This window comes from Aeromonas sp. R2-2 (genome assembly GCF_040908355.1).
Taxonomy (GTDB): Bacteria; Pseudomonadota; Gammaproteobacteria; order Enterobacterales; family Aeromonadaceae; genus Aeromonas; species Aeromonas veronii.
This window is the reverse complement of the sequence record NZ_JBFODQ010000090.1, coordinates 1-20,035: the sequence shown is the minus strand read 5'-3', so window position 1 is coordinate 20,035 and position 20,035 is coordinate 1. Positions and strand designations below refer to the sequence as shown.

Sequence of the window (20,035 nt, the reverse complement as noted above, 5' to 3'; positions counted from 1 at the left end):
TCCTACTGCGACCAATACAAGGAATGGCAAGATTGGCAGCTTGCCCGGACGCACAAGTCCATAAAAAGACACTACAGAGGAATTCTCATGGTCATTGGCAAACCGCAAAGCGATCCCACCCTGGAATGGTTCTTGTCGCACTGCCACATTCATAAGTATCCCGCCAAGAGCACCCTGATCCATGCGGGTGAAAAAGCGGAGACCCTCTACTACATCGTCAAGGGCACTGTGGCCGTCTTGATCAAGGACGATGAGGGCAAAGAGATGATCCTCTCCTATCTGAACCAGGGTGATTTCCTGGGCGAGATGGGGATGTTCGAGGAAAACGAGAACCCCGAGCGCTCCGCCTGGGTTCGCGCCAAAGGCTCTTGCGAAGTGGCAGAGATCTCCTACAAGAAGTTCCGCCAGCTGATCCAGGTCAACCCGGACATTCTGATGCGTCTCTCTGGCCAGATGGCCAAGCGCCTGCAACACACCAGCCAGAAAGTGGGTAACCTCGCCTTCCTGGATGTGACCGGCCGGATCGCCCAGACCCTGCTCAACCTGGCCAAACAGCCGGATGCCATGACCCACCCGGATGGCATGCAGATCAAGATCACCCGTCAGGAGATCGGCCAGATCGTCGGCTGCTCTCGTGAAACCGTGGGCCGCATCCTGAAGATGCTGGAAGAGCAGGAGCTCATCTCTGCTCACGGCAAGACCATTGTGGTATTTGGCACTCGCTGATGACCCGTCCGCAGGCCTGACTGAGGCCTTGGGATAAAAAAGGCTGCTACGGCAGCCTTTTTTGATCCTCTCCCCTATAATCCCGAACGCCCTTCACTGTTCCGGCATTCGCCCAGAGAGTTACTATGCATCTTCAATGTCCCCGCTGCCGCAGTCCGCTCCATCTTCATGAAGCCTCCCAGGGGCGCTATTGCGACAACAAGCATCACTTCGATCCGGCACCGGAAGGTTATCTGGATCTCATCCCCGGCAAGAAAAACCCCAAAGACAGCGACAGCCGTGCCCTGATGCGCGCCAAGCACCATTTCCTGGAAGCCGGCCACCAACTGCCGCTGGTTGAGGCCATGGCCGGCCTGCTCGCTCCGCTGGCCCCACAAGAGCTGATCCATCTTGGGTGCGGTGAAGGCTACTACTGCCGCGCGCTGGCAGAGCGCCTGCCCGACTGGCAGTTTGCCGGGGTTGATATCGCCAAGAACACCATCTTTGCCGCCAAAAAAGCGCAGCCGGACGGCCAGTTTGTCATTGCCGATCCCGCTCGCGCGCCGTTGCAACCAGGCTCTGCTCAGGTGCTGCTGGTCAACGATCTCAAGGTCAAGACCGAACAGCTGGTCAGCTGGCTGGCCCCCGGTGGCTATCTGCTCTATCTGCAGCCGGGCCCGCGCCATCAGTGGCAACTGCGGGTCAGCCTCAATCCGGTGAGCATGGAACACCCCCTTAGCTGGCCAACCCTCGGCGGTCTCAATCCGATGGCTCAACAACGCTGCCAGTTCAGCCTCACCATGGATCAGGCCATGCGCAGCTTTATTCTGGAGACCAGCCGTCTCGGCTGGCGGGCAACCGGTGAACAGCGTCACGCTTTCGCGCAACAAGGCCCGAATGAACTGGAACAGGATCTGCTGCTGACCCTGTGGCAAAAGCCCATCTGATCACTGGGGGGGAGCCTTGCAAGGCTCCCGCCCCGTTTTTCCCGCCCCGCCCCATTCTCCCCTGCGTGATCCAGCTCACAACTTGAGCCATCGACCTTGTTGCTCAGAACAGCCTTGATGTCAAAAAAGTCACTAGAAAATAATTCATTGAATTTAATCTCTTTTTATCTTGTCAAAAACCGTCACACCCAGTCTTGATAACGACCTCGTCACCTCAATTAAACAACGATGGATTCAGGCCCAGTCAAGGTTGGGACGCCTACCGTGTGGCTATCGGACCATTTCCGATTTCACAGAACCGACAACAAGTTCGGAAGTGTTTACATCAGAGGAATAACGCATATGAAGAAGTCTGCACTGACTATTGCCATCTCCAGCCTGCTGCTGGCGAGCGGCGCCCATGCTGCTACCGTTTACAACCAGAACGATACCAAGCTGGAAATCGGCGGCCGTGCACAAGGTGCTTACTACGGTACTGACGACAACGGTTCCGAAGGTGACCAGAGCTACTTCCGTCTGCACGTTGCTGGCGAGACCAAGATTGCTCCCGAGATGAAGGCGTTCGGCTTTGCCGAGTACAACCTGCCGACTTCCGGTTCTGACAACGACGAGCTGCGTTATGCCTATGCCGGCATCAAGCACGACCGTTTCGGCGCATTCAGCTATGGTCGTCAGGATGGCCTGTTCACCAAGGCCGTCAACAACTATACCGACGTCCTGCCTGAGTGGGGCGGTGACGGCTTGGGCAAAGATACTGAAGTATTCGGTACCGGCCGTACCAACGGTCTGGCCCAGTACATCTATAACTACCAGGGTCTGACTCTGGGTGCCCAGTTCACCGGTAACAACGATCCGCAAAACGCCGGTCGCAGTGCAATCACTGAATCTTTCAACGGCAACACCTACAACGGCGAAAGCTGGAATAGCAAAGGTTCTGCTGAAGGCTTCGCAGTATCTGCCAACTACGATTTCGATATGGGCCTGAGCCTGGGTGCTGCCTATAACCAGGCTGGCAAGACTGACGAGCAAGCTCGCTACGCCGCCTTCGGTGGCGACAAGGATGCCAAGCTGATGGGCTTCGGCGCCAAATATGCAACTGGCGACCTCTACCTGGCTGCAACCTACTCCCACGGTGAAGACCACCTGTTCGTCAACAACGGCTACGCCGAGAAGATGGATGGCTACGAAGCCGTTGCCCAGTACACCATCGGCAAGTTCAAGCCTTCTCTGGCCTACCTGCGCACTGACGTGAAAGACTCCGCTCGCGGTATCGATGATACCTACACCGAGTACGTATCTATCGGTGCCTGGTACAACTTCACCGAGAACTTCAACGCCTACGTTGATTACAAGCTGAACCTGCTGGACTCCGTAGATGGCAAGTCCACCAACTCTCTGGGCAAGAACACCGACGACGTAGTCGCGGTTGCCCTGCAGTACAACTTCTAAGTAATTGGAAGTCAGTTATACCCTGTGATACCAATGTCTACTGTTTGAATTACTTCCGGCCGCTCTGCGGCCGGTTTTTTTATTGCGCCTTTTCAGCACCTTGCATATAACTATCGAGCGGATTGATGGCAATATCCGCGCCGTTGACAGGGAGTGACAAGGAGATATTCACGGATGAGACAAGCGCGCGGGAACATAGACTGGCAACGCGGGTGGCTATTGTTGCCACTGCTGTTGATATCGCTCATCTGGAGCAGCACGGCAGATGCCAGCTGGGATCAGAGCCTTTATCGTCAGCTGGGTCTGGCCGGTAAGCTGGATCAACAGACCTTTCGTCAGGCACTCAACAGTTATCAAACCGTGCGCCACAAACGCAAACCCATTCTCACCATCATCGATTACAGCAAGCCATCCACCCAGCGCAGACTGTTTGTCATCGATATGAAGCGCCAAAAGCTGCTTTATCACACCTGGGTCAGTCATGGCCGGAACTCAGGTGAACTGGATGCTGAACGCTTTTCCAACCAGCTCAACTCCCGCCAAAGTTCTCTTGGCGTCTATCGCACGGCGGAAACCTATCAGGGCAAGCATGGCTATTCGCTGCGACTCGATGGCTTGTCACCGGGTAAAAACTGCAATGCCCGCAAGCGTGCCATCGTGGTACACGGCGCCGCCTATGCCAGCCCGACCCATCTGCGCAAATATGACAAACTGGGCCGCAGCTGGGGTTGCCCCGCCCTGCCCAAGGAGCAGGCCAGAGCCATCATAGATACCATCAAGGGGGGGAGTGTCATCTACGCCCACGGCTAGCAGGCACAACACCAAAAAACGCAAGGCCAGCAATCGCTGGCCTTGTTTGTTACGCTTTTCACACTAAACATGGTGCGTTATTGGCGCACCACCAGTACCGGACAGGGTGCATGACGCACCACAGACTCGGCGACACTGCCTACCAGCAGATGGCTGATACCGGAGCGGCCGTGGCTGCCCATCACGATCAGCTCAACCTCATCCTCCTTGGCCTGAATGACAATTTCATCGGCGGCGCGGCCAAAGCGAATATCAAAGGTGGCCGGGATCGGCAGGGTGGCAACCAGCTCTTTGAGCTGGGTTCTGGCCTGACGCTCCATCTCGTGAGTGATCTCGATGGCCGTCATATGAAGGATCTTGTAACTGTCAAAACCGTGTAGTTGATCAACCACGTGGATCAGCTTGAGCTGGGCCTGATGGCTCTGTGCCATGAAAACGGCATAGTCGAGTACCGCGCGAGACATTTGGGAAAAATCGACTGGACAGAGCAGAGTCTTGATCGATGGCATAATGCAGTCTCCTCTACTGATTGGGGTGCTATTGAATCTTTACTCGATCATAACGATCCGACCGCAAATAACCCTCGACCCTGTCGCAAAATGGAGATGCGAGATGTTTTCTCCGCCCGCCGCGATCAATGCATGGTATAAATCAGGTGATAAATGCTCTCCTCACCCCTGCGAGGATAATGCTGACCATGCTGCGCATCGGTTGTTTGCTGCTTTACTGTCTGTGTGCGATCGCCCACGCTAGCACAGCCGATATTCACGTCTATTGCGATGGCTGGCCCGGTTTCTGCCAACCGGATGGCCGCGGTATCTATCTCGATCTGGTGCGAACCATCTACCAACCCCACGGCTATCAGATCGTGCCCCATATCGTGCCCTACAAACGCGCCGTCGCCATGGTAGCCAGGCAAGAGGGGGATATGGCGATGAGTGTCTATCTGGACGAGATCAAAGGGGTCAAACAGCCCCGTCAGCCAGCCTCCGCCGATGATGTGACCGTCTTCATGCTCAAGCAGTGGCAGCCACAATGGCGGGGAGAGCGCAGCCTGGAGGGAGAGACCGTGCTCTGGCGGAGAGGATGGGTGCTGGATAAATATCTTCCGGTCACCATGCGATGGCATGAGATCGACAACCATGAGATGGCCCTGCAGCTGATTGGCAAGGGGCGCTATCGCTATTACCTGACCGCTGGCGTGCTCCATTCTACCGATGAGACCCCGGCTAATATGTACCGCACCATTTTGCGCTGGATCCCGACTTACCCCATTTTTGCCGATACCGAGCAGGGCGACCGGCTACTGCAGTTGTGGGATCAAGAGATGGTGAATCTGATCCGTCGCGGCACGCTGGCCGAGATATATCGCCGTTATCACCTCTATGACTACTACCGCGACTTTCTCGAGGAGCAGGCGGTCAAGGCCGGCGAAAACTGATCCCACCATAGGGGAAAGAGAAGGATGCCGCAGCCCCATCAACAGCAGCCACTGCCAGCAACCAGCCCATAAGCAACACCTTGTCCATTGCGGTTTGAGTCACCGTTGCCACGCCACAACTCAGGGCTGCCGGTATCCCTTCGCCAAGCGGTCATAGAGGATCACATTGACCGAGGCGGCCAGATTCATGCAGCCCTGAGTCGGCACATAGACCACATCTTTCACCGCGCCATAGAGGGCGGGATCGAGGGTGCCATCCTCCGGCCCGAAGATATAAAAAGCGCGTTCCGGATGGACATAGTCGGGGAGCGGCGTGGCTCCGTCGATCAGATCGACCACCACGGGCACGCATCCCTGCGGGATAAACGCCATCAGATCATCCACCCCGAGCAGCGGGATCTTCTCCACCATCTGCTTGGTATCAGTGGCAAAGCGGCGCGCCAGCTCGAAGCGGTTGCCGGTGTAGTAGACCTCGTCCACCCCGTAGCAGCCCGCAGCCCGCATCACTGAGCCGACATTTTCCGGGGACTTGGGATTGACCAACCCCACGCAGCAGAATGCACTCTTTTCCATCATCTCTCCTCATCTTGCGACGGCCATTATAAGCCGTTGCAGGGCCACCGACCCGTTAAAAGTCCCCTCTCCAGCTAAACCGCTTGCCAACCCAGCTTTGAATGTCGATTTTTTGTGCGCAAGCCGACAAATTTTGTACAAGCCGATAGCCAGCAAACGTTTCCCAGCAATAATGGACAAACGTTTGTAAATGGATGTTTGTCTATGACTGAGCGTGAACAAGAGATCCTAGCCCTGCTGCGTCAGGATCCCATGATTGCCCAGCAGGATCTGGCCGATCGCCTCGGCATCAGCCGCTCCGCGCTGGCCAGCCACATCTCCAGCCTGATCCGGCAGGGATATGTGCAAGGCAGAGGTTATGTACTGCGAGAAGGCCCCTACGTAGTGGTGATCGGCGGTGCCAATATGGATATTTGTGGCACCAGCCATGACAACCTGCTGCTCGGCGACTCCAACCCGGGCAAGGTGCGCACCTCGGCAGGTGGTGTTGGCCGCAATATCGCCGAGAATCTGGCGCGGCTCGGCAGCGACACCCGGCTGCTTACAGCGGTCGGCAACGACCAGTATGGTCATCATCTGCTGGAGGTAAGCCAGCGGGCCGGCGTCGATGTGCGCCAGACCCTAGTGCTCGATGGCCACACCACCTCCTGTTATCTCAGCCTGCATGATGGCAGCGGCGAAATGAGCTGTGCCATCAATGACATGGCCATTATCGAGCAGCTCACGCCTGCCCGCCTGACACCCCTCGCAGGCTTTCTCGGCGGTGCCCGGCTTTGGGTGCTCGACACCAATCTGGCCATCCATACCCTCGACTGGTTGTTTGAACGGCAAGGTGAGCACGCCATCTTTGTCGATACCGTTTCGGTGGCCAAAGTGGAGAAGATCCGCCCCTGGCTCGGCAAAATCCACACCCTCAAACCCAATCGCAGTGAGGCCGAACAGCTGTGCGGCATGACCATCGCCGGGCCCGAAACCTGGCCCATGGTGGCCGCCTGGTTCCACCGCGCCGGGGTCAAGCGACTGTTCCTCAGTCTGGGTGAACAGGGGATCTTCTACAGCGATGGCGAGCAGCAGGGCCACCTGCCGGTGCTGGGCAGTCCGGTACTCAACGTCACCGGCGGCGGGGATGCCTTTATGGCTGGCCTCGCCCACGCCTGGCTGCAAGAGCTCGACATTGCCCAGACCACCCGCTTTGCCCTGGGCTGCGCCGCCCTCACCGTCAATTGTTCCGATACCGTTTTTTCCGGTCTGAGCAAGACCGCCGTTGACCGCATACTGGAGGAGTACTCATGCTGAACGCTTACCTCGATATCCAACCGGAAGTGGCTGCCGCACTGGCCGCTGGCAAACCGGTCGTTGCCCTCGAATCCACCATCATCTCCCACGGCATGCCCTATCCGCAAAACGTGGAGACGGCCCGTCAGGTGGAGCAGGTGGTGCGCGATAACGGCGCCATTCCGGCGACCATCGCCATCCTCGACGGCCGCCTCAAAGTGGGTCTCGATTCGGGGGCGCTGGAAGCGCTGGGCCGGGCTGGCCACGACGTGACCAAGTGCAGCCGCCGCGACATTCCGTTCGTGCTGGCGCGCAAGGGGATGGGGGCCACCACGGTCGCCTCCACCATGATCATCGCCGCCATGGCGGGGATCCGGGTCTTTGCCACCGGCGGTATCGGCGGGGTACATCGCGGTGCGCAAGAGACCTTCGATATCTCGGCCGATCTGCAGGAGCTGGCACAAACGCCAGTGGCCGTAGTCTGCGCCGGAGCCAAGTCGATCCTCGATATCGGGCTGACGCTGGAGTATCTGGAGACCCAGGGCGTGCCGGTGATCGGCTATCAAACCGAAGAGCTGCCCGCCTTCTACACCCGCGAGAGCGGCTTCAAGGTCGATTATCGCCTCGATACCCCGGCAGCCATCGCAGAGGCGCTGCGCCTCAAGTGGGAGCTGGGACTGGCGGGCGGCGCCGTGGTTGCCAACCCCATCCCGAGCGCACACGCCATGCCAAAAGCCGATATCGACGCAGCCATTGCCCAAGCGCTGCGTGAAGCCGATGAGCAGGGGATCAAGGGCAAAGCGTCTACCCCCTTCCTGCTGGCCCGCGTCTGCGAGCTGACTGGCGGCAACTCGCTGGCGGCCAACATCCAGCTGGTACTGAACAACGCGGCACTTGGCGCCCGCATCGCCGCCAGCCTCTGATCGCACGCCGATACCTCGCCATGTAAAAGAGGGCCTCGCGGCCCTCTTGTTGTTTTTGCTATCTACTGTGCTATTGCAACGCTGCGTTATTGCAGTACCACGCGCCCATTGAGTGGCTGCACCGGCCGGTTGTTGGGGTGGTGCATCACCGCCTTGAAGGCGTCGATCTGGGCCTGACTGACCTCAACCGGCTGCTTCATCACCAGCCAGCGCACTCCTTCCGAGCAGGGAGGCGTAGTAAGGGAACCGCTGAAGCGATAGTAGTCACGATTCTCGGGCAGCAGTTGCTCAGCAGAGAGTGGCGCCTTGAGGGCCTGGATCTCCCCCACTTTGGCCGGTAGTTCACCCCAGGCAGCCGCCAGCGCAGGATTGGCCTTGCCAGCCTCGAACATCACCGCCACCACGGCGATCTCTCCCTTGTCACTGACATGCACCAGATGCCCTTCCAGCGGATAGGATTTGCCCTCAATGAGGTTTTCACTCGGGGCGTGGAAGTGGAACTGCTTGAGCTCAAACCTGGTGCCATCGAGTTGCAAGGTGCTGCCTGGGGCATAACCGACCTGCACGGTATGACCGTTGTTGACCACTGTGTTGCCACCCGCATGATAGTGGAGTACCAGCGGGGCCAGTTTGGCCTCGACCAGCCCGCTCAGATCGACCGGAGACTGATTGCTGCCCGCACACAGACCAAATTCCGGGGTCAGCTTGGCCCAGTGGGCAGGCCCCGCCTCGCCGCTATATTCCCAGTGGGGGGTGGCAGCAAACACGACAGGGCACAGCAACAGGGAGCAGGCCAACAGAGACTTTCTCATCATACATCCTTATCTTGATTGAAAAGCACGACCATCCCCTCCCCCGGATAGCGGGGCATGCAGAGATGGCATATCAGATACGCGGAATACAGAGCATCGGAGCGACTTTCTAATGGTAACGAGCACGAGCTGGTCAATCGGTTTGACCGCGGCTCAATACAGAGTCGTTTGGCAAGTATATGGTGAGGGATCGGCAGAGACAGTGAAAGAGGGGGAAATTAATCAGCCGGCTATCCACTCATCCTCTGGCAGGTGCGGGACAAGGTTCAGGGAGTCACGCCTTCATAACAACTATCCATCACAACCATCGCGGGAGTCCGGGCTCTCGCGATGGTTGACGATAACGGCAATTAACGGTCGCGATTCAACGCGATCAGGCGCTCAAGAATCGCTTCACCATCGGCACGCAAACCGTTGTGCTCATATTCATTGGTGATCCAGGCGCGACTGCTCCCCAGGCCACGCAGAGTTTCGCGGCTGTAGTCAAACTCCACATACATATCCTCGGCATAAACGGCGCATGCTACCGGCACTTGGTTGCGGGCCAGTTGTGCCGGGTCATAGAGCGCCCCCCAGTCCGCCTTGTTGGCCAGCAGATGAGCCGCCTCTTTCAGGGGCAGCAACTCGCGGAACTGCTCGAACATCCAAGGGTAAACCATCTCGCCGGTGAAGGCGAAATCCTTGCCGGGTGCCCAGTTCACCGCCGGGAATTCCACTCTGACCCGATCTGCCGCCCAGCGAGTCGCCTCCCCTTCGGCGTAGATAGCCTCGTGCAGAATGGCAAACAGCGGGTTGGTATTGAATGGCTGCATGCTCTGCACCTGATAGAGAAAGGCCGGGCTCAGCTTGTCACCGATAAAGGCCTCTTCCAGCAGGTAATAAAGCTCCTCGAAAGCACCCGTAGCACCGAGATCCAGCCCCTGCTGCTGGAACTGCTCCACCGTCAGGCGCTGACCGTTGGGCAGCCGCACATCGTGCTGGTGCAGATGGTTGGCCAACCGGTTGGCAATCCCCTGAGCGTGGGGGAAGCGGGCGAAGAAGGCTCGGTTCTTGTCAGCCACCCGCTGATAGGTGGCGCGGTAAACCTCCTCGGCGCTGCGGCCAATCGGCGCGATGCCGCCGGTGATATAGACCTCCCGCAGGCTATCGGGGAAGAGCGAGAGATAGGTCAGGCAGCAAAAGCCGCCAAAGCTCTGACCCAGCAGGCTCCAGCGATGCTTGGGGCTGAGCTCCTGCCGGATGAACTCGGCATCTTGCACTATGCTGTCGGCGCGAAAATGGCTGAGATACTCCGCCTGCTCGGTCGGTGTCATTTTGACCAGAATCTGCCCGTGAATTGAGCTCGACATCCCGGTGCCACGCTGATCCAGCAGCAGCACTCTGAACTCCTGCAACGCCCGCTTGAGCCAACCACTGTTGGCCGTCGGGCGCGGTGCCCCGAATCCCGGCCCACCTTGCAGAAACAGCAGCCAGGGCAACTTCTCATCGAGCTTGTCTTTACGGCAGAGGGTATGGGCAAAGAGGGTAATGCTGTCACCATCCGGCTCATCATGATCGAGGGGAACGGTAAAAAAGTGCGGCTCGCAATGAATGCCGTCCAGTACATAGCTCAAGGGGCTGTTCATCTGGGATCTCTCCGTCAGGATGGGAACATCATTGACCCCATCATAGCCCCGCCCAGCCACAGGGTCACTCCGGTTTTCCAAAATGTTAACAATGGCTTAAAGGTCGAAACATCACCAGACAAGCCGCTCTTCAACGCTGCTGAATTAATTGTTTTGCGGGGAAGATTGACGCCATGGCGCCATTCAACAAAGATGGCTCGCCTGCACAGGAGTGCAGCCATTCAGGCCGACAAAATGGATAAGGGAATGTGATGAAACCGAAGTGGATCAGGGCCAGAAAAAGAGAGAAGAAGTCATGCCCTGGCAGCATGTTGCAGACCGGAATGCTGCTGTTCAGTGCCACCTGTGGCGCGACGCTCTTTTTGGCAGCATGCAACAGCAACTAGAAATGAAAAAGCCCGCTCGATTGAGCGGGCTTTTCGAATTTGGCTCCTCCTACTGGACTTGAACCAGTGACATACGGATTAACAGTCCGCCGTTCTACCGACTGAACTAAGGAGGAATTGTGGTGCCCAGAGACGGAATCGAACCGCCGACACGGGGATTTTCAATCCCCTGCTCTACCGACTGAGCTATCTGGGCAACGGCGCGCATTAAACCCTTTCCAGCGCAGAGTGTCAACCATGATGGCACGATAAAAAGCGCGTTCGCTCAACAACCGAACGAAGCGGCCATTTATTATCCATTTCAGTCCTGTTTGCCGTACTTGCTGGCCTCTGCACGCCCTGCAGGCTGCGCCAATATGATGGAAATTCGAGGTTCAGTGGGTCCGCCGCATTGAGCCGAATCCACTCTGCGAGTATGCTTTGCCGCAATGATACCGCCTGGAGGCAACATGAGTCTGAATATGCAAGAGTGGCGTGATGAGACCACCGAGATCGTCAACGAACTGCTGGCCGATGGCAGCAATCCCGATGCGGATTACGACATCGAGCACCACTTCGCCTGCCAGGATTTCGACCGTCTGGAAAAAGCAGCGGTTGACCTGTTCAAGGCCGGTTTTGAAGTGACCGATGCCGAAGAGATGGAGCTGGATGACGGCGCCACCATCTTCTGCTTCGATGCCACCATCGAGTGCAAGCTGAATGTCGAAGCGATCGTCGCCGATATCGCCAAGATGCTGCCCATCCTGGAAAAATACGGGGTGGATTACGATGGCTGGGGCACCTACTTCCAGGATTGATCCTGCCTCCATCGTAAAACAACAAGGCCACCTTGCGGTGGCCTTGTTGTTTCTGACGATCTCTCACGCCAGATAGCTGGCAGCAAACTCCGCCGGCGGCAGTGGGCGACTGAACAGATAGCCCTGGAGCCGATCACACCCCGCCTCGGTCAGCCACAGCTGCTGCTCGGGTGTTTCCACCCCTTCGGCGGTGATCCGGATCCCGAGCTCATGACCCAGCCCGATGACCGAGCGCACGATAGCGGTGGTCGCGCTATTGCTGGCGAGCCCCTGAGTGAAGCTGCGATCCAGCTTGAGGGTCGCCACCTGCAAACGCGGCAGATAGGCTAGTGAACAGTAACCGGTACCAAAGTCGTCGATGGCCAGCTGAAAACCGGCGGCGATCAGGTTGTCGAGGTTGGTCTCAATCTCGTCGGCATTCTCCATCAGTACCCCTTCAGTGATCTCCAGCTCCAGTTGACTGGCCTTGAGACCATGGCGAGCGATGCAGGCTGAGACCCGCTCACAGAGCGCCGGATCACGGAACTGCAGCGGCGAGAGGTTGATGGAGAGCACCATATCCGGCTGCGCAGTTTGCCACTGCGCCAGCTGGGCACAGCCCTGCTCCAGCATCAACTGACCCAGTTGACCGATGATCCCCATCTCTTCCGCCAACGGAATGAATTCATCGGGGGAGATCATCCCAAGCTCGGGATGGGGCCAGCGACAGAGCAGCTCGGCGCCGTGCAGCCGGTGGGTGCGGGTACAGATGATCGGCTGATAGACGGCAACCAGCTGGGCGGACTTGATGGCGAGCGGCAACTGGGCGGCGATCAGCTGACGCCGCTTGAGCCGGGCATGCAGCTCGGGATCAAACAGGGTGCAGTACTGTTGCTGCCGTTTGCCCTGCGCCAGCGCAGCCTCGGCATGACTGAGCAACCGCTCGGCATCGCTTGCCCTCCCCTGGGCCAGTCCGAGAAACACCGGGATCTGGATGCGGTGATCTTCCACCTGATAGTGCTCCATCAACTGCTGCTGCAGATGCTGGCTCCACCCCTGCAATGGCTCATTGAAATCCGGCAGCAACAGGCTGAAGTCATCGGCAGCGACCCGACAGAGCAGGGAACGCGGCGGTACCAGCTGCTGCAACCGCTTGGCCACCTGGCTCAGCAAGCGGTCGGCAATCCGGATCCCGAAGCGATCGTTGATTTCACGAAAATGGTGCAGATCGACCAGCACCAATGTGGCACTGCGCCCCCCAAGATGGCGGCTGGTCTGCAAGAACCGGGAGAGTTTGAGCAGTCCGGTCAGACTGTCGTAGTGCTGCTCCTGCTGCAACTGCGCCTGAGTGGTACGCAGGCCGGTGATGTCACGCCCCAGCGTCAGGATCCCGAGGGAGTGGCCGTCACCATCGGGGACATCGACCCGGGTGATCTCCATGTGTCGCCCCTGCCCGCTGGCATCCAGCAGACAACACTCGCCATGACCCATCCCCTGCGGCGCCGCCAACCGGAACGGCAGCTGCTGACCCAGCACCTCATCGGCCCCCTGGCCGATAAAGTCGAGAAACGCCTGATTGCACTCCAGCAACACCCCGTTGTGATCATCGAAACGGATCAGGTCAGGAATGGCATCGAGCAGAAAACGCTGCAACAACTGCTGCTTTTTGACCGTCTGTTCAAGACTTTTGCGCTGGGCAATCTCGTTAACCACCCCGAACACTGCGCGAGCTTCCCCCTGCGGGGTGTAAAGAGGCACCTTGTGCACCTCCATCCAGCAGGTATTCCCGCCCCGGTTGCAATGGAGCTGCTGATACAGCATCGGCACGCCTCCAGCAAGCAGCTGCTCATCCTCACTGCGAAAGAGATCGCCCCATGGCATATCTGCATCTGTCTTGCCGACAACCTCGGCAGGCGACTCCAGCTTGGCTTCACGGGCGAACTCACGATTGGCGAACAGGTAACGCCCATGACTATCTCGACAGAAGATACTCATTGGCAATTGGTCGATGATCTGCTGCAGCAGATCCGGGGTGAGCATGTTGGTCACAGGGGTGCTTATGGAGGAATTTCGAGCAAATCTATGATAGCAAACCAATTTTGTAAAGCACCCCGATCACCTCCCCATAACATCGAACGCTGGATGGTTGCTGACAGAGATTGTCGCTCCGGCGATAATAGGCGCCGGTTGGCCAATGGCCTGGTGATATGGACGAGAGAAACAAGATGAAAAAGATTATGGGGAGCGCATTGGCGCTGCTGCTGGTTGGTTGTGCTGGTGACAATAACGGCGGTGAGGAGTATCGCTACAACCCGCCAATTGCCAAGGCAACCAACAATACACAGGAGATGGCGATCCCGGTGGATCTGGTGTGGGCTCGCGCCGAGAAGTGGTTCACCGATCACGGCCTCACCATCGAAAACAGCCAGCGTGGCTCCGGCCTGATGACTGCCAACGTCAACCAGTCAGCCGACGGGCTGGAGTGGCTGGACTGCGGTACCATGGGATCCAAAGTTGCACTGGGCAACCCGAACCTGCAAATCAACCTGATCATCACCCAGAGCGGCAACAGCAGCGTGGCCACAGTCAACGTCAAGGGCAACACAGAGCTGTTCTTCGTTGAATCCTCAGGCGAGCGCGTACCGGCCCCGTCCATCAAGCCGGTCTGCGTCTCCCGCGGCACCCTGGAGCAGAGCCTGTTCGCCACCCTCGGCAACTGATTTCGCTTCCCTGCAAAGATAAAAAAAGCGGCAGATTGCTCTGCCGCTTTTTTATTGCCCCGAGTTGGGCTTACTTGTCGATATCGAGCATGTTGTGGGTCAACATGTAATCGATCACCTGGTTGGCTGTGGTGCCAGAACCGCCCGTCAGACTGTCGAAGGTATGGTTCATCAACACAATCTCCTGAGTCACCGGCGCAGTACTGCTCTCCTTGACCTGCAGGTGCACCCCTTCATTGTCCTGGAACACCGAGAGCAGACTCTTCAGATCAGTCGTACTGTGAGAACCATCGTGATCCAGCAAATCGCTCAGATCCAGCTTGTCTCCTTCCAAACGGTTGATGGTGCCTGGCCCCTTGTTGAAGTCCATGATGTAATCCTTGGTCAGGGAGCCGGATACTGTATCCCCCTGATTCCAGACGAAAGTATCTGAACCGCCGTCACCACGCATTACATCGTTGCCGAGCCCGCCGATCAGGATATCGTTACCCAGACCGCCGCGCAGCGCATCGTTATGACTACCGCCATCGATGTAGTCGTCACCGGTACCGCCAAACAGGATATCGGAACCTGACTGCCCGTAGATCTTGTCATTGCCGCTGCCACCATTGACCACATCAGCTTTGCTACTGCTGACATCAACACTCAGCAACAGACCGTCTCCATCGAGCATGGCATCTGTGCCAGACAAGCTGCCTGTCATGATGTGATGAGCCTTAAGCTGATTTACCGTCAGTTGCAACGAATCGTCGGTACCGAATCCATCAGCCCCGGTTTTGCCTGCATAAATCACATCATTACCGCTGCCGGTTTCGATATGGTCATTGCCTGCACCGCTGCTGACGATCTGGTCGGCACTTCCCTTGTTGTAGCTGGTACCGGCATGTATGTGGTCGGTACCGCCGTTACTGGTAATGACTTCGCCCAGCAGATTACCACCGAAGGAAACATCCATGCGGTCAGGACTAGTCGCTCTCTCGCCATTGCGCACCACGATAGAGTCGTTGAGGTCGGTACCATCTACCGTCAGCGGCAGATGGACAGGCACACCATTGCTGTCAACCGGGTTGACGCTGATGGTCAGGGAGCTGTTGGTAGTATCGCCATCGCCATCCCGCACGCTGTAGCTGAACACCTCGCGCGCATCAGCCGGGATTTGGCTGCCATTCTTGGTGACCTGATAGGTATAAGCACCGTTGGCCAGAATGGTCAGCACCCCGTACAGACCAACTACCTGGGTGCCAGCACCGTTGGTATAGGTGGTAGAACTGCCACCTACTCCGTAGCCAATGACACTCAGACCACCATCAGCACCGGCAAGATCGTTGGCCAGCACATTACCGGTGGTCTGTGGCAGCTGATAACCAGAACCTTCAACCAACTTGACGATCAGATCGAAGCTGTTGCTGGCATTTTCGTTGGTGTAGATAGTCTTCACCACATTGCCACCTGCATCACGGAAGCCCAGCACCTCGAGACTGTAGACCTTGCCTTCAAAGTTGAAGCTTGCGGTCGCAGTTCCGATAGTGATGATATCTCGCGGATCAGCCCAATCGTTCGGCGTTTCGTTGTGATTGAAATTGATGGTTACAGTCACTGGTGTCACTCTGCCCATGGAGTCGGTAACCGAGAAGGTTGCCTGCATGGTTACAGTGTTGATCGCCGTACCGGAGGAAACCGGATAGTTGTAGTGGGTGAAAGTACCGAGTTTGATCTCTTCGTTGAGCGGGATCTCTCCGTTCAAGGCCGCATCGTTATCGGCAAAACCATAACCCGATTTATTTTCATTTTTTCCACCCCAGCGAATTTGATCCTTCGCTGTATCATTATCAGGGCCGTCAAAATGCTCCAGATTTTTACCGCCAGAAACATTAATCCATGAAGCCTCGACACCAGAAAACAGGAAGGTATCAACTACAACATCGACTTTCGCATCATCGACCACTGCAACCGGTACATCGTCACGCACAGCCAAGTCAAACGAGCCAGTGGCAGTCTCAGCTCCAGATTTGCTTACCTCATAGTTGACGGTAAAACGCAGTTCATCCTGGCTGGTCAACACTGTGCTCTGGCCATCTACTGTGTGGCTAAGCGGCTTGAGCAGATTAAAGGTGTAGCTCGGTGGATTGGCACTGTTATCCACCGTCACAGTAAACGCCACATTGGCAGGGTTGTTGCCAAAGTACCCTTTGAGCCCGGCGCCATCCTGAACAACATTGACCGGCTGACCATCAATACCCGTCACCCCGCTCAGACCCGTGATGCCAACAAGTTTGAGTTGTACGCCAGAGACATTGCCACCACTGCCATCAATCACCTGCAGCGACTGAGTCACAGAAAGCGGGCCGCTAGCAGGCATACCAACAGGCTCAGGCAAGTGTGCATTTCCGCCAGACAAACCATCCTCATCAACCAGACCATTGCCCAGTCGCACAGAGAGATCGTTGTCAGTAATGGTTCCGGCTCCGGTCGCACCACCTACAGTCAGAGACAAGGTTTCAGTCTGTTCTACCAGCTTGTCATTCACAGTAGGCACTGACACGGTAAAGCTCGTCACACCGGCTGGTACTGAGATTTTGCCTGTGCTGCTGTTATAGGTAACACCGTGACTGAATTGCAGAGTTCCCCAGTCAGAGTTAGATGCAGCATAAGTACCACTGCCCGCGATTGAGAGGCTGTACTCAGTCGCCACATTAGTCGCACCACTCAAGGTCACAACATGCTGCAAGGTGGCCCCTTCAACAACAGTGGCACTCGATACGCTGGTTACATCAGGGCGCGCCAGCGGGTTGACAGCAAAGCTGCCTTGCGAGCCGTCACCGTCCCGATCATAGGCCTTGAAGGTGAAGTCAATGTCGCCATCACCAACCGGGCGCTGCATCTCTGCATACTGGAAGAACTCCCACTTGCCCGTTGCAGGCGTGAATTGCATCTTGAAGATCAAGCTGCCATCACTGGCCTTGCCAACCATGCTGTTGGCACCTTCTGCGGTAATGGTAATTGCCAGACCAGCAGCCGTTTTCAGACCCGTTTCAACGGTGCCGGTAACCAGCTCCAGACGCCCTTTACCATCAGCTCCCCATTGCGGTGCCACTGTCCCCGAGCCATAGGCAATTGCCTGCGGAGTAGAGGAGCCAAGGAACTCGATAGACTTGACGGTAAAGTCGCTGTTGTCCTTGACGTTGAACGAATTGCCGTTATCGGTTGCTTTGATCACCATGGTGTCAAAACCACCCTGCTGCACTTGGAAGTTCTGGTTGTACTCTCCCCCCGCTGCATCCGACCTAAAGGGAAGTGTTGAGATCAGTACTCCGTCACGGTAGAACTCGACCACGCCGCTCTCCAGCTCACCACCGAACATCTTGCTGAACTCGATCTTGGCACCGTAAGCCACAGTGCCGGCATCCAGCTTGATCACAAGCTCTTCAGATACCCCTGAGCCGTCGGCCAGTTTGCGGAAATCGACCTCGTTCTCAATATTGTGGTAAGGGGCTGTCGAGCTTTTGACACCAATGCCTTCGCCCGAGCCATTAACCAGTGCATCAGTCAGAGCCGTAGACGTTGAAGAGAGGAACCCTTTAGCCGTAATGGTGAACTTGCCACCATCAATACTGGAACGATCCCCGTTATAGCCGGTCATGCTGAACTTGCCGGTCAATACATCAGGAATACTGGTTTTCACCAGCGAAACCGCTGCAGCATCGCCAGCAATGGGGGCATCATCCTCCACAGTGATAGGCAGCGAAGCACTCGTAGTACTCTGACCATCAGAAACAGAGACTCCGACGTTGAAGCTCAGCGCGTCCTCGGCACCAGTCACCGGATGATCGAGGGCTCCTTTCAGAGTAACGTCATAACCCCAATCTCCTTTGGTACTACCTGCTGGTGCAGTCAGCTTGACATCCAGCACAGTCTTGTAGTCCGCACCACCCAAGGTACCGGTATACCCGGTCAACACCTTGCCTGACGCATCCCAACTCCACTTCACATCTAGTCCGCCAGACTTGAGCCCAGACGGGCCAGAGAGGCTGACCGTCACGCTACTGCTATCGATATCCCCCACTGTAATAGTGCCGCTAGCGATGGTCGCATTGGTGGTATCAGTATTACCTGTGGTATCAGGCAACCCGTTGGCCAGCCCCTCTTCAGACACCACAGCAGGTTTATTGATCACCACGGTAGGCGGCGCATCGTTGTCAATAATGGTTGCAGTACCGGTCGTGCCATAACCATTAGCCGTAGCCGTCAGGTTGTAGCGCTCCGAGCTTTCCTGCTGAGTGTCATCGATCGTGTTGACCTTGACCTGGAAGCCAGTCTGGCCCGCCGGCACGCTGACACTGAAGCTGCCATTGGCAGCCACAGCCACGCTCTGGCTCACGCTACCAATCACCACGGTCACAGTGGTGCCGGTGAAGTCTACCCCCTTGGTGGCGCTGTCGCCTGCCAAGGTCAGGTTGACGGTGGTGGCTGTGGTGCTGGCGTTGGAGAGGTTCACGCTGAAGGTGTTGGCACTGCCTTCCGCCACGCTGTCGCCCACCACGCTGCTAACCTTCGGCAGATCGGCCTCATCAGTGATAATTGACTCGGTACTGCCTTTAACAGCGTTAATCTCGATAGCTTCAAACGCAGTGTTGGTTTTCACACCGCTGATTGAAGCGGTTAACTTCTCATTGCCTTCATAAATCGTGTCATTGACTGTCGTAACGGTGAACTCAGCCTTGCCATTTGCACCGATTGTCACACTGGCCGGGCGACCGTTGGTGTCGCTGTTATTAGCTGCAGCACCGCCCCAGCTAAGGTTGAGAACCACCTCTTTACCTGCAGGCAAGGCAACAAGATTGCCGTTTTTATCAACCAAGCTGATGGTGAACTTCAGCTGGCCACCTTCCGCCACGCTCGATTTATCAACCTCAATCTGGGCATACACTGAGTCGCCTTCCCCGTTGGGCTCGTCAGTCACCTTGGTGGTCACCGTCTCTTTGCCCAGCGTCAGCTGCTCAAACTTGTCACCACCGCTCACACCGGTCAGGGTGGCGCTCAGGTCTTTCTGGCCACCGACGTACACATCATCCCCTGCGGTCACGGTCACGCTGCCGCTGGTCTGGCCCGCTGCAATCGTGATGGTCTGGCCGTTGCTCAGGGTGAAGCTCAGACCGTTGTGGCCGCTCACCGGCAGGCCGTCCTTGCTGGTCAGGGTCACGGTGTAGGTCACCGTGCCACCTTCGGACACGGTGGGCTTGTCTGCACTCAGGGTGGCAACCACTTCACTTTCGGTATCGCTGATGGTGACGGTGGCATCGCCACCAAGCTCCAGGTTCTCGAAGGTTTTGCCCACTACCGTGGCACTGTCGATGCCCACGGTCAGGGTATCGCCATCCTTGAACACGTCATCGCCCTGCGCCGCCGGGCTGTAGGTCACGCTGGTCTGGCCCGCCGCGATTGTCACACTCTTGCCATCGCTCAGGGTCACGGTCAGATCGCGATCCAGTACCTGGCTCACCTTGATGGTGAACACCGGCTGGTCAGCTTCGGTCACATCACCGTTGCTCTCGATGGTCACCGAAACCTTGTCGCCTTCCCCGTTGGGCTCGTC

General features: G+C 57.1%; 16 protein-coding genes and 2 tRNA genes. 9 read left to right on the top strand and 9 right to left on the bottom strand.

The annotated features are described in order from the left end of the window. Positions 1 to 87 precede the first annotated feature (87 nt). The 4 genes from crp to AB5Z09_RS18890 all read left to right on the top strand — a co-directional run bounded on the left by crp (position 88) and on the right by AB5Z09_RS18890 (position 3,911). A complete protein-coding gene (gene crp / locus AB5Z09_RS18905) occupies positions 88 to 726 on the top strand; it encodes a cAMP-activated global transcriptional regulator CRP (RefSeq protein WP_005335304.1) in 639 nt (212 codons plus the stop codon). A 125-nt stretch (positions 727 to 851) separates the two neighbouring features. After that, a complete protein-coding gene (locus tag AB5Z09_RS18900; protein WP_107684274.1) occupies positions 852 to 1,652 on the top strand; it encodes a putative RNA methyltransferase in 801 nt (266 codons plus the stop codon). Between the two features lie 342 nt (positions 1,653 to 1,994). Then, complete coding sequence (locus tag AB5Z09_RS18895) at positions 1,995 to 3,101, top strand: porin (RefSeq protein ID WP_042053944.1); 1,107 nt, start codon at positions 1,995 to 1,997, stop codon at positions 3,099 to 3,101. A 174-nt stretch (positions 3,102 to 3,275) separates the two neighbouring features. Further along, on the top strand, positions 3,276 to 3,911 hold the full coding sequence (locus AB5Z09_RS18890) for a murein L,D-transpeptidase catalytic domain family protein (protein ID WP_368195993.1): 636 nt from the start codon (positions 3,276 to 3,278) through the stop codon (positions 3,909 to 3,911). Positions 3,912 to 3,988: 77 nt separating this feature from the next. Here the strand turns inward: AB5Z09_RS18890 and AB5Z09_RS18885 are convergent, their stop codons facing one another. After that, entirely contained in the window at positions 3,989 to 4,420 is a 432-nt protein-coding gene (locus AB5Z09_RS18885) for a universal stress protein (protein ID WP_005335309.1), read from the bottom strand. Positions 4,421 to 4,608: 188 nt separating this feature from the next. On the opposite strand from AB5Z09_RS18885, the gene AB5Z09_RS18880 reads away from it, so the two are divergent. Then, on the top strand, positions 4,609 to 5,352 hold the full coding sequence (locus AB5Z09_RS18880) for a hypothetical protein (protein ID WP_368195998.1): 744 nt from the start codon (positions 4,609 to 4,611) through the stop codon (positions 5,350 to 5,352). Between the two features lie 120 nt (positions 5,353 to 5,472). Here the strand turns inward: AB5Z09_RS18880 and AB5Z09_RS18875 are convergent, their stop codons facing one another. Continuing rightward, positions 5,473 to 5,925, bottom strand: coding sequence for an RNA methyltransferase (locus AB5Z09_RS18875; RefSeq protein WP_236381877.1), 453 nt, complete (start codon positions 5,923 to 5,925; stop codon positions 5,473 to 5,475). A 204-nt stretch (positions 5,926 to 6,129) separates the two neighbouring features. Here AB5Z09_RS18875 and AB5Z09_RS18870 point away from each other — a divergent pair, with 204 nt between their 5' ends. Both AB5Z09_RS18870 and AB5Z09_RS18865 read left to right on the top strand, forming a co-directional pair. Next, positions 6,130 to 7,221, top strand: coding sequence for a PfkB family carbohydrate kinase (locus AB5Z09_RS18870; protein ID WP_323978288.1), 1,092 nt, complete (start codon positions 6,130 to 6,132; stop codon positions 7,219 to 7,221). Next, entirely contained in the window at positions 7,215 to 8,123 is a 909-nt protein-coding gene (locus tag AB5Z09_RS18865; protein WP_247823348.1) for a pseudouridine-5'-phosphate glycosidase, read from the top strand. The genes AB5Z09_RS18870 and AB5Z09_RS18865 overlap by 7 nt, the downstream gene beginning before the upstream one ends. A gap of 86 nt (positions 8,124 to 8,209) precedes the next feature. Here the strand turns inward: AB5Z09_RS18865 and AB5Z09_RS18860 are convergent, their stop codons facing one another. From AB5Z09_RS18860 to AB5Z09_RS18840, 5 genes are all read right to left on the bottom strand, one after another. Further along, positions 8,210 to 8,935, bottom strand: coding sequence for a carbonic anhydrase (locus AB5Z09_RS18860; RefSeq protein ID WP_201989967.1), 726 nt, complete (start codon positions 8,933 to 8,935; stop codon positions 8,210 to 8,212). Between the two features lie 350 nt (positions 8,936 to 9,285). After that, positions 9,286 to 10,560: an alpha/beta fold hydrolase gene (locus AB5Z09_RS18855; RefSeq protein ID WP_368195992.1), complete on the bottom strand. Its 1,275-nt coding sequence runs from the start codon at positions 10,558 to 10,560 to the stop codon at positions 9,286 to 9,288. A 130-nt stretch (positions 10,561 to 10,690) separates the two neighbouring features. Then, complete coding sequence (locus AB5Z09_RS18850; RefSeq protein ID WP_368195991.1) at positions 10,691 to 10,936, bottom strand: hypothetical protein; 246 nt, start codon at positions 10,934 to 10,936, stop codon at positions 10,691 to 10,693. A 50-nt stretch (positions 10,937 to 10,986) separates the two neighbouring features. Beyond that, positions 10,987 to 11,062, bottom strand: a tRNA-Asn gene (locus tag AB5Z09_RS18845). Between the two features lie 4 nt (positions 11,063 to 11,066). After that, positions 11,067 to 11,142, bottom strand: a tRNA-Phe gene (locus AB5Z09_RS18840). A gap of 265 nt (positions 11,143 to 11,407) precedes the next feature. Here AB5Z09_RS18840 and rraB point away from each other — a divergent pair. Beyond that, positions 11,408 to 11,743 carry a ribonuclease E inhibitor RraB gene (gene rraB, locus AB5Z09_RS18835; RefSeq protein WP_026034893.1) on the top strand — a complete coding sequence of 112 codons (336 nt, stop codon included), beginning with the start codon at positions 11,408 to 11,410 and terminating at the stop codon, positions 11,741 to 11,743. A gap of 63 nt (positions 11,744 to 11,806) precedes the next feature. On the opposite strand, the gene AB5Z09_RS18830 is transcribed toward rraB, so the two are convergent. Then, the gene (locus AB5Z09_RS18830; protein WP_368195997.1) at positions 11,807 to 13,762 is read right to left on the bottom strand and encodes an EAL domain-containing protein; all 1,956 of its coding nucleotides are present in this window, start codon (positions 13,760 to 13,762) and stop codon (positions 11,807 to 11,809) included. Positions 13,763 to 13,947: 185 nt separating this feature from the next. Here AB5Z09_RS18830 and AB5Z09_RS18825 point away from each other — a divergent pair, with 185 nt between their 5' ends. After that, positions 13,948 to 14,442 (top strand): hypothetical protein, encoded by a 495-nt coding sequence (locus AB5Z09_RS18825; protein ID WP_005335330.1) that lies wholly within the window; start codon positions 13,948 to 13,950, stop codon positions 14,440 to 14,442. A 70-nt stretch (positions 14,443 to 14,512) separates the two neighbouring features. On the opposite strand, the gene AB5Z09_RS18820 is transcribed toward AB5Z09_RS18825, so the two are convergent. Beyond that, positions 14,513 to 20,035: immunoglobulin-like domain-containing protein (locus AB5Z09_RS18820; RefSeq protein WP_368195990.1), on the bottom strand; the 5,523-nt coding region annotated here is incomplete at its 5' end.

Excerpts from the sequence above, each read along its gene's own strand:
- crp (WP_005335304.1), top strand. The coding sequence starts at position 88 with ATGGTCATTGGCAAACCGCAAAGCGATCCCACCCTGGAATGGTTCTTG.
- AB5Z09_RS18900 (WP_107684274.1), top strand. The coding sequence starts at position 852 with ATGCATCTTCAATGTCCCCGCTGCCGCAGTCCGCTCCATCTTCATGAA.
- AB5Z09_RS18895 (WP_042053944.1), top strand. The coding sequence starts at position 1,995 with ATGAAGAAGTCTGCACTGACTATTGCCATCTCCAGCCTGCTGCTGGCG.
- AB5Z09_RS18890 (WP_368195993.1), top strand. The coding sequence starts at position 3,276 with ATGAGACAAGCGCGCGGGAACATAGACTGGCAACGCGGGTGGCTATTG.
- AB5Z09_RS18885 (WP_005335309.1), bottom strand. The coding sequence starts at position 4,420 with ATGCCATCGATCAAGACTCTGCTCTGTCCAGTCGATTTTTCCCAAATG.
- AB5Z09_RS18880 (WP_368195998.1), top strand. The coding sequence starts at position 4,609 with ATGCTGCGCATCGGTTGTTTGCTGCTTTACTGTCTGTGTGCGATCGCC.
- AB5Z09_RS18875 (WP_236381877.1), bottom strand. The coding sequence starts at position 5,925 with ATGGAAAAGAGTGCATTCTGCTGCGTGGGGTTGGTCAATCCCAAGTCC.
- AB5Z09_RS18870 (WP_323978288.1), top strand. The coding sequence starts at position 6,130 with ATGACTGAGCGTGAACAAGAGATCCTAGCCCTGCTGCGTCAGGATCCC.
- AB5Z09_RS18865 (WP_247823348.1), top strand. The coding sequence starts at position 7,215 with ATGCTGAACGCTTACCTCGATATCCAACCGGAAGTGGCTGCCGCACTG.
- AB5Z09_RS18860 (WP_201989967.1), bottom strand. The coding sequence starts at position 8,935 with ATGAGAAAGTCTCTGTTGGCCTGCTCCCTGTTGCTGTGCCCTGTCGTG.
- AB5Z09_RS18855 (WP_368195992.1), bottom strand. The coding sequence starts at position 10,560 with ATGAACAGCCCCTTGAGCTATGTACTGGACGGCATTCATTGCGAGCCG.
- rraB (WP_026034893.1), top strand. The coding sequence starts at position 11,408 with ATGCAAGAGTGGCGTGATGAGACCACCGAGATCGTCAACGAACTGCTG.
- AB5Z09_RS18830 (WP_368195997.1), bottom strand. The coding sequence starts at position 13,762 with ATGCTCACCCCGGATCTGCTGCAGCAGATCATCGACCAATTGCCAATG.
- AB5Z09_RS18825 (WP_005335330.1), top strand. The coding sequence starts at position 13,948 with ATGAAAAAGATTATGGGGAGCGCATTGGCGCTGCTGCTGGTTGGTTGT.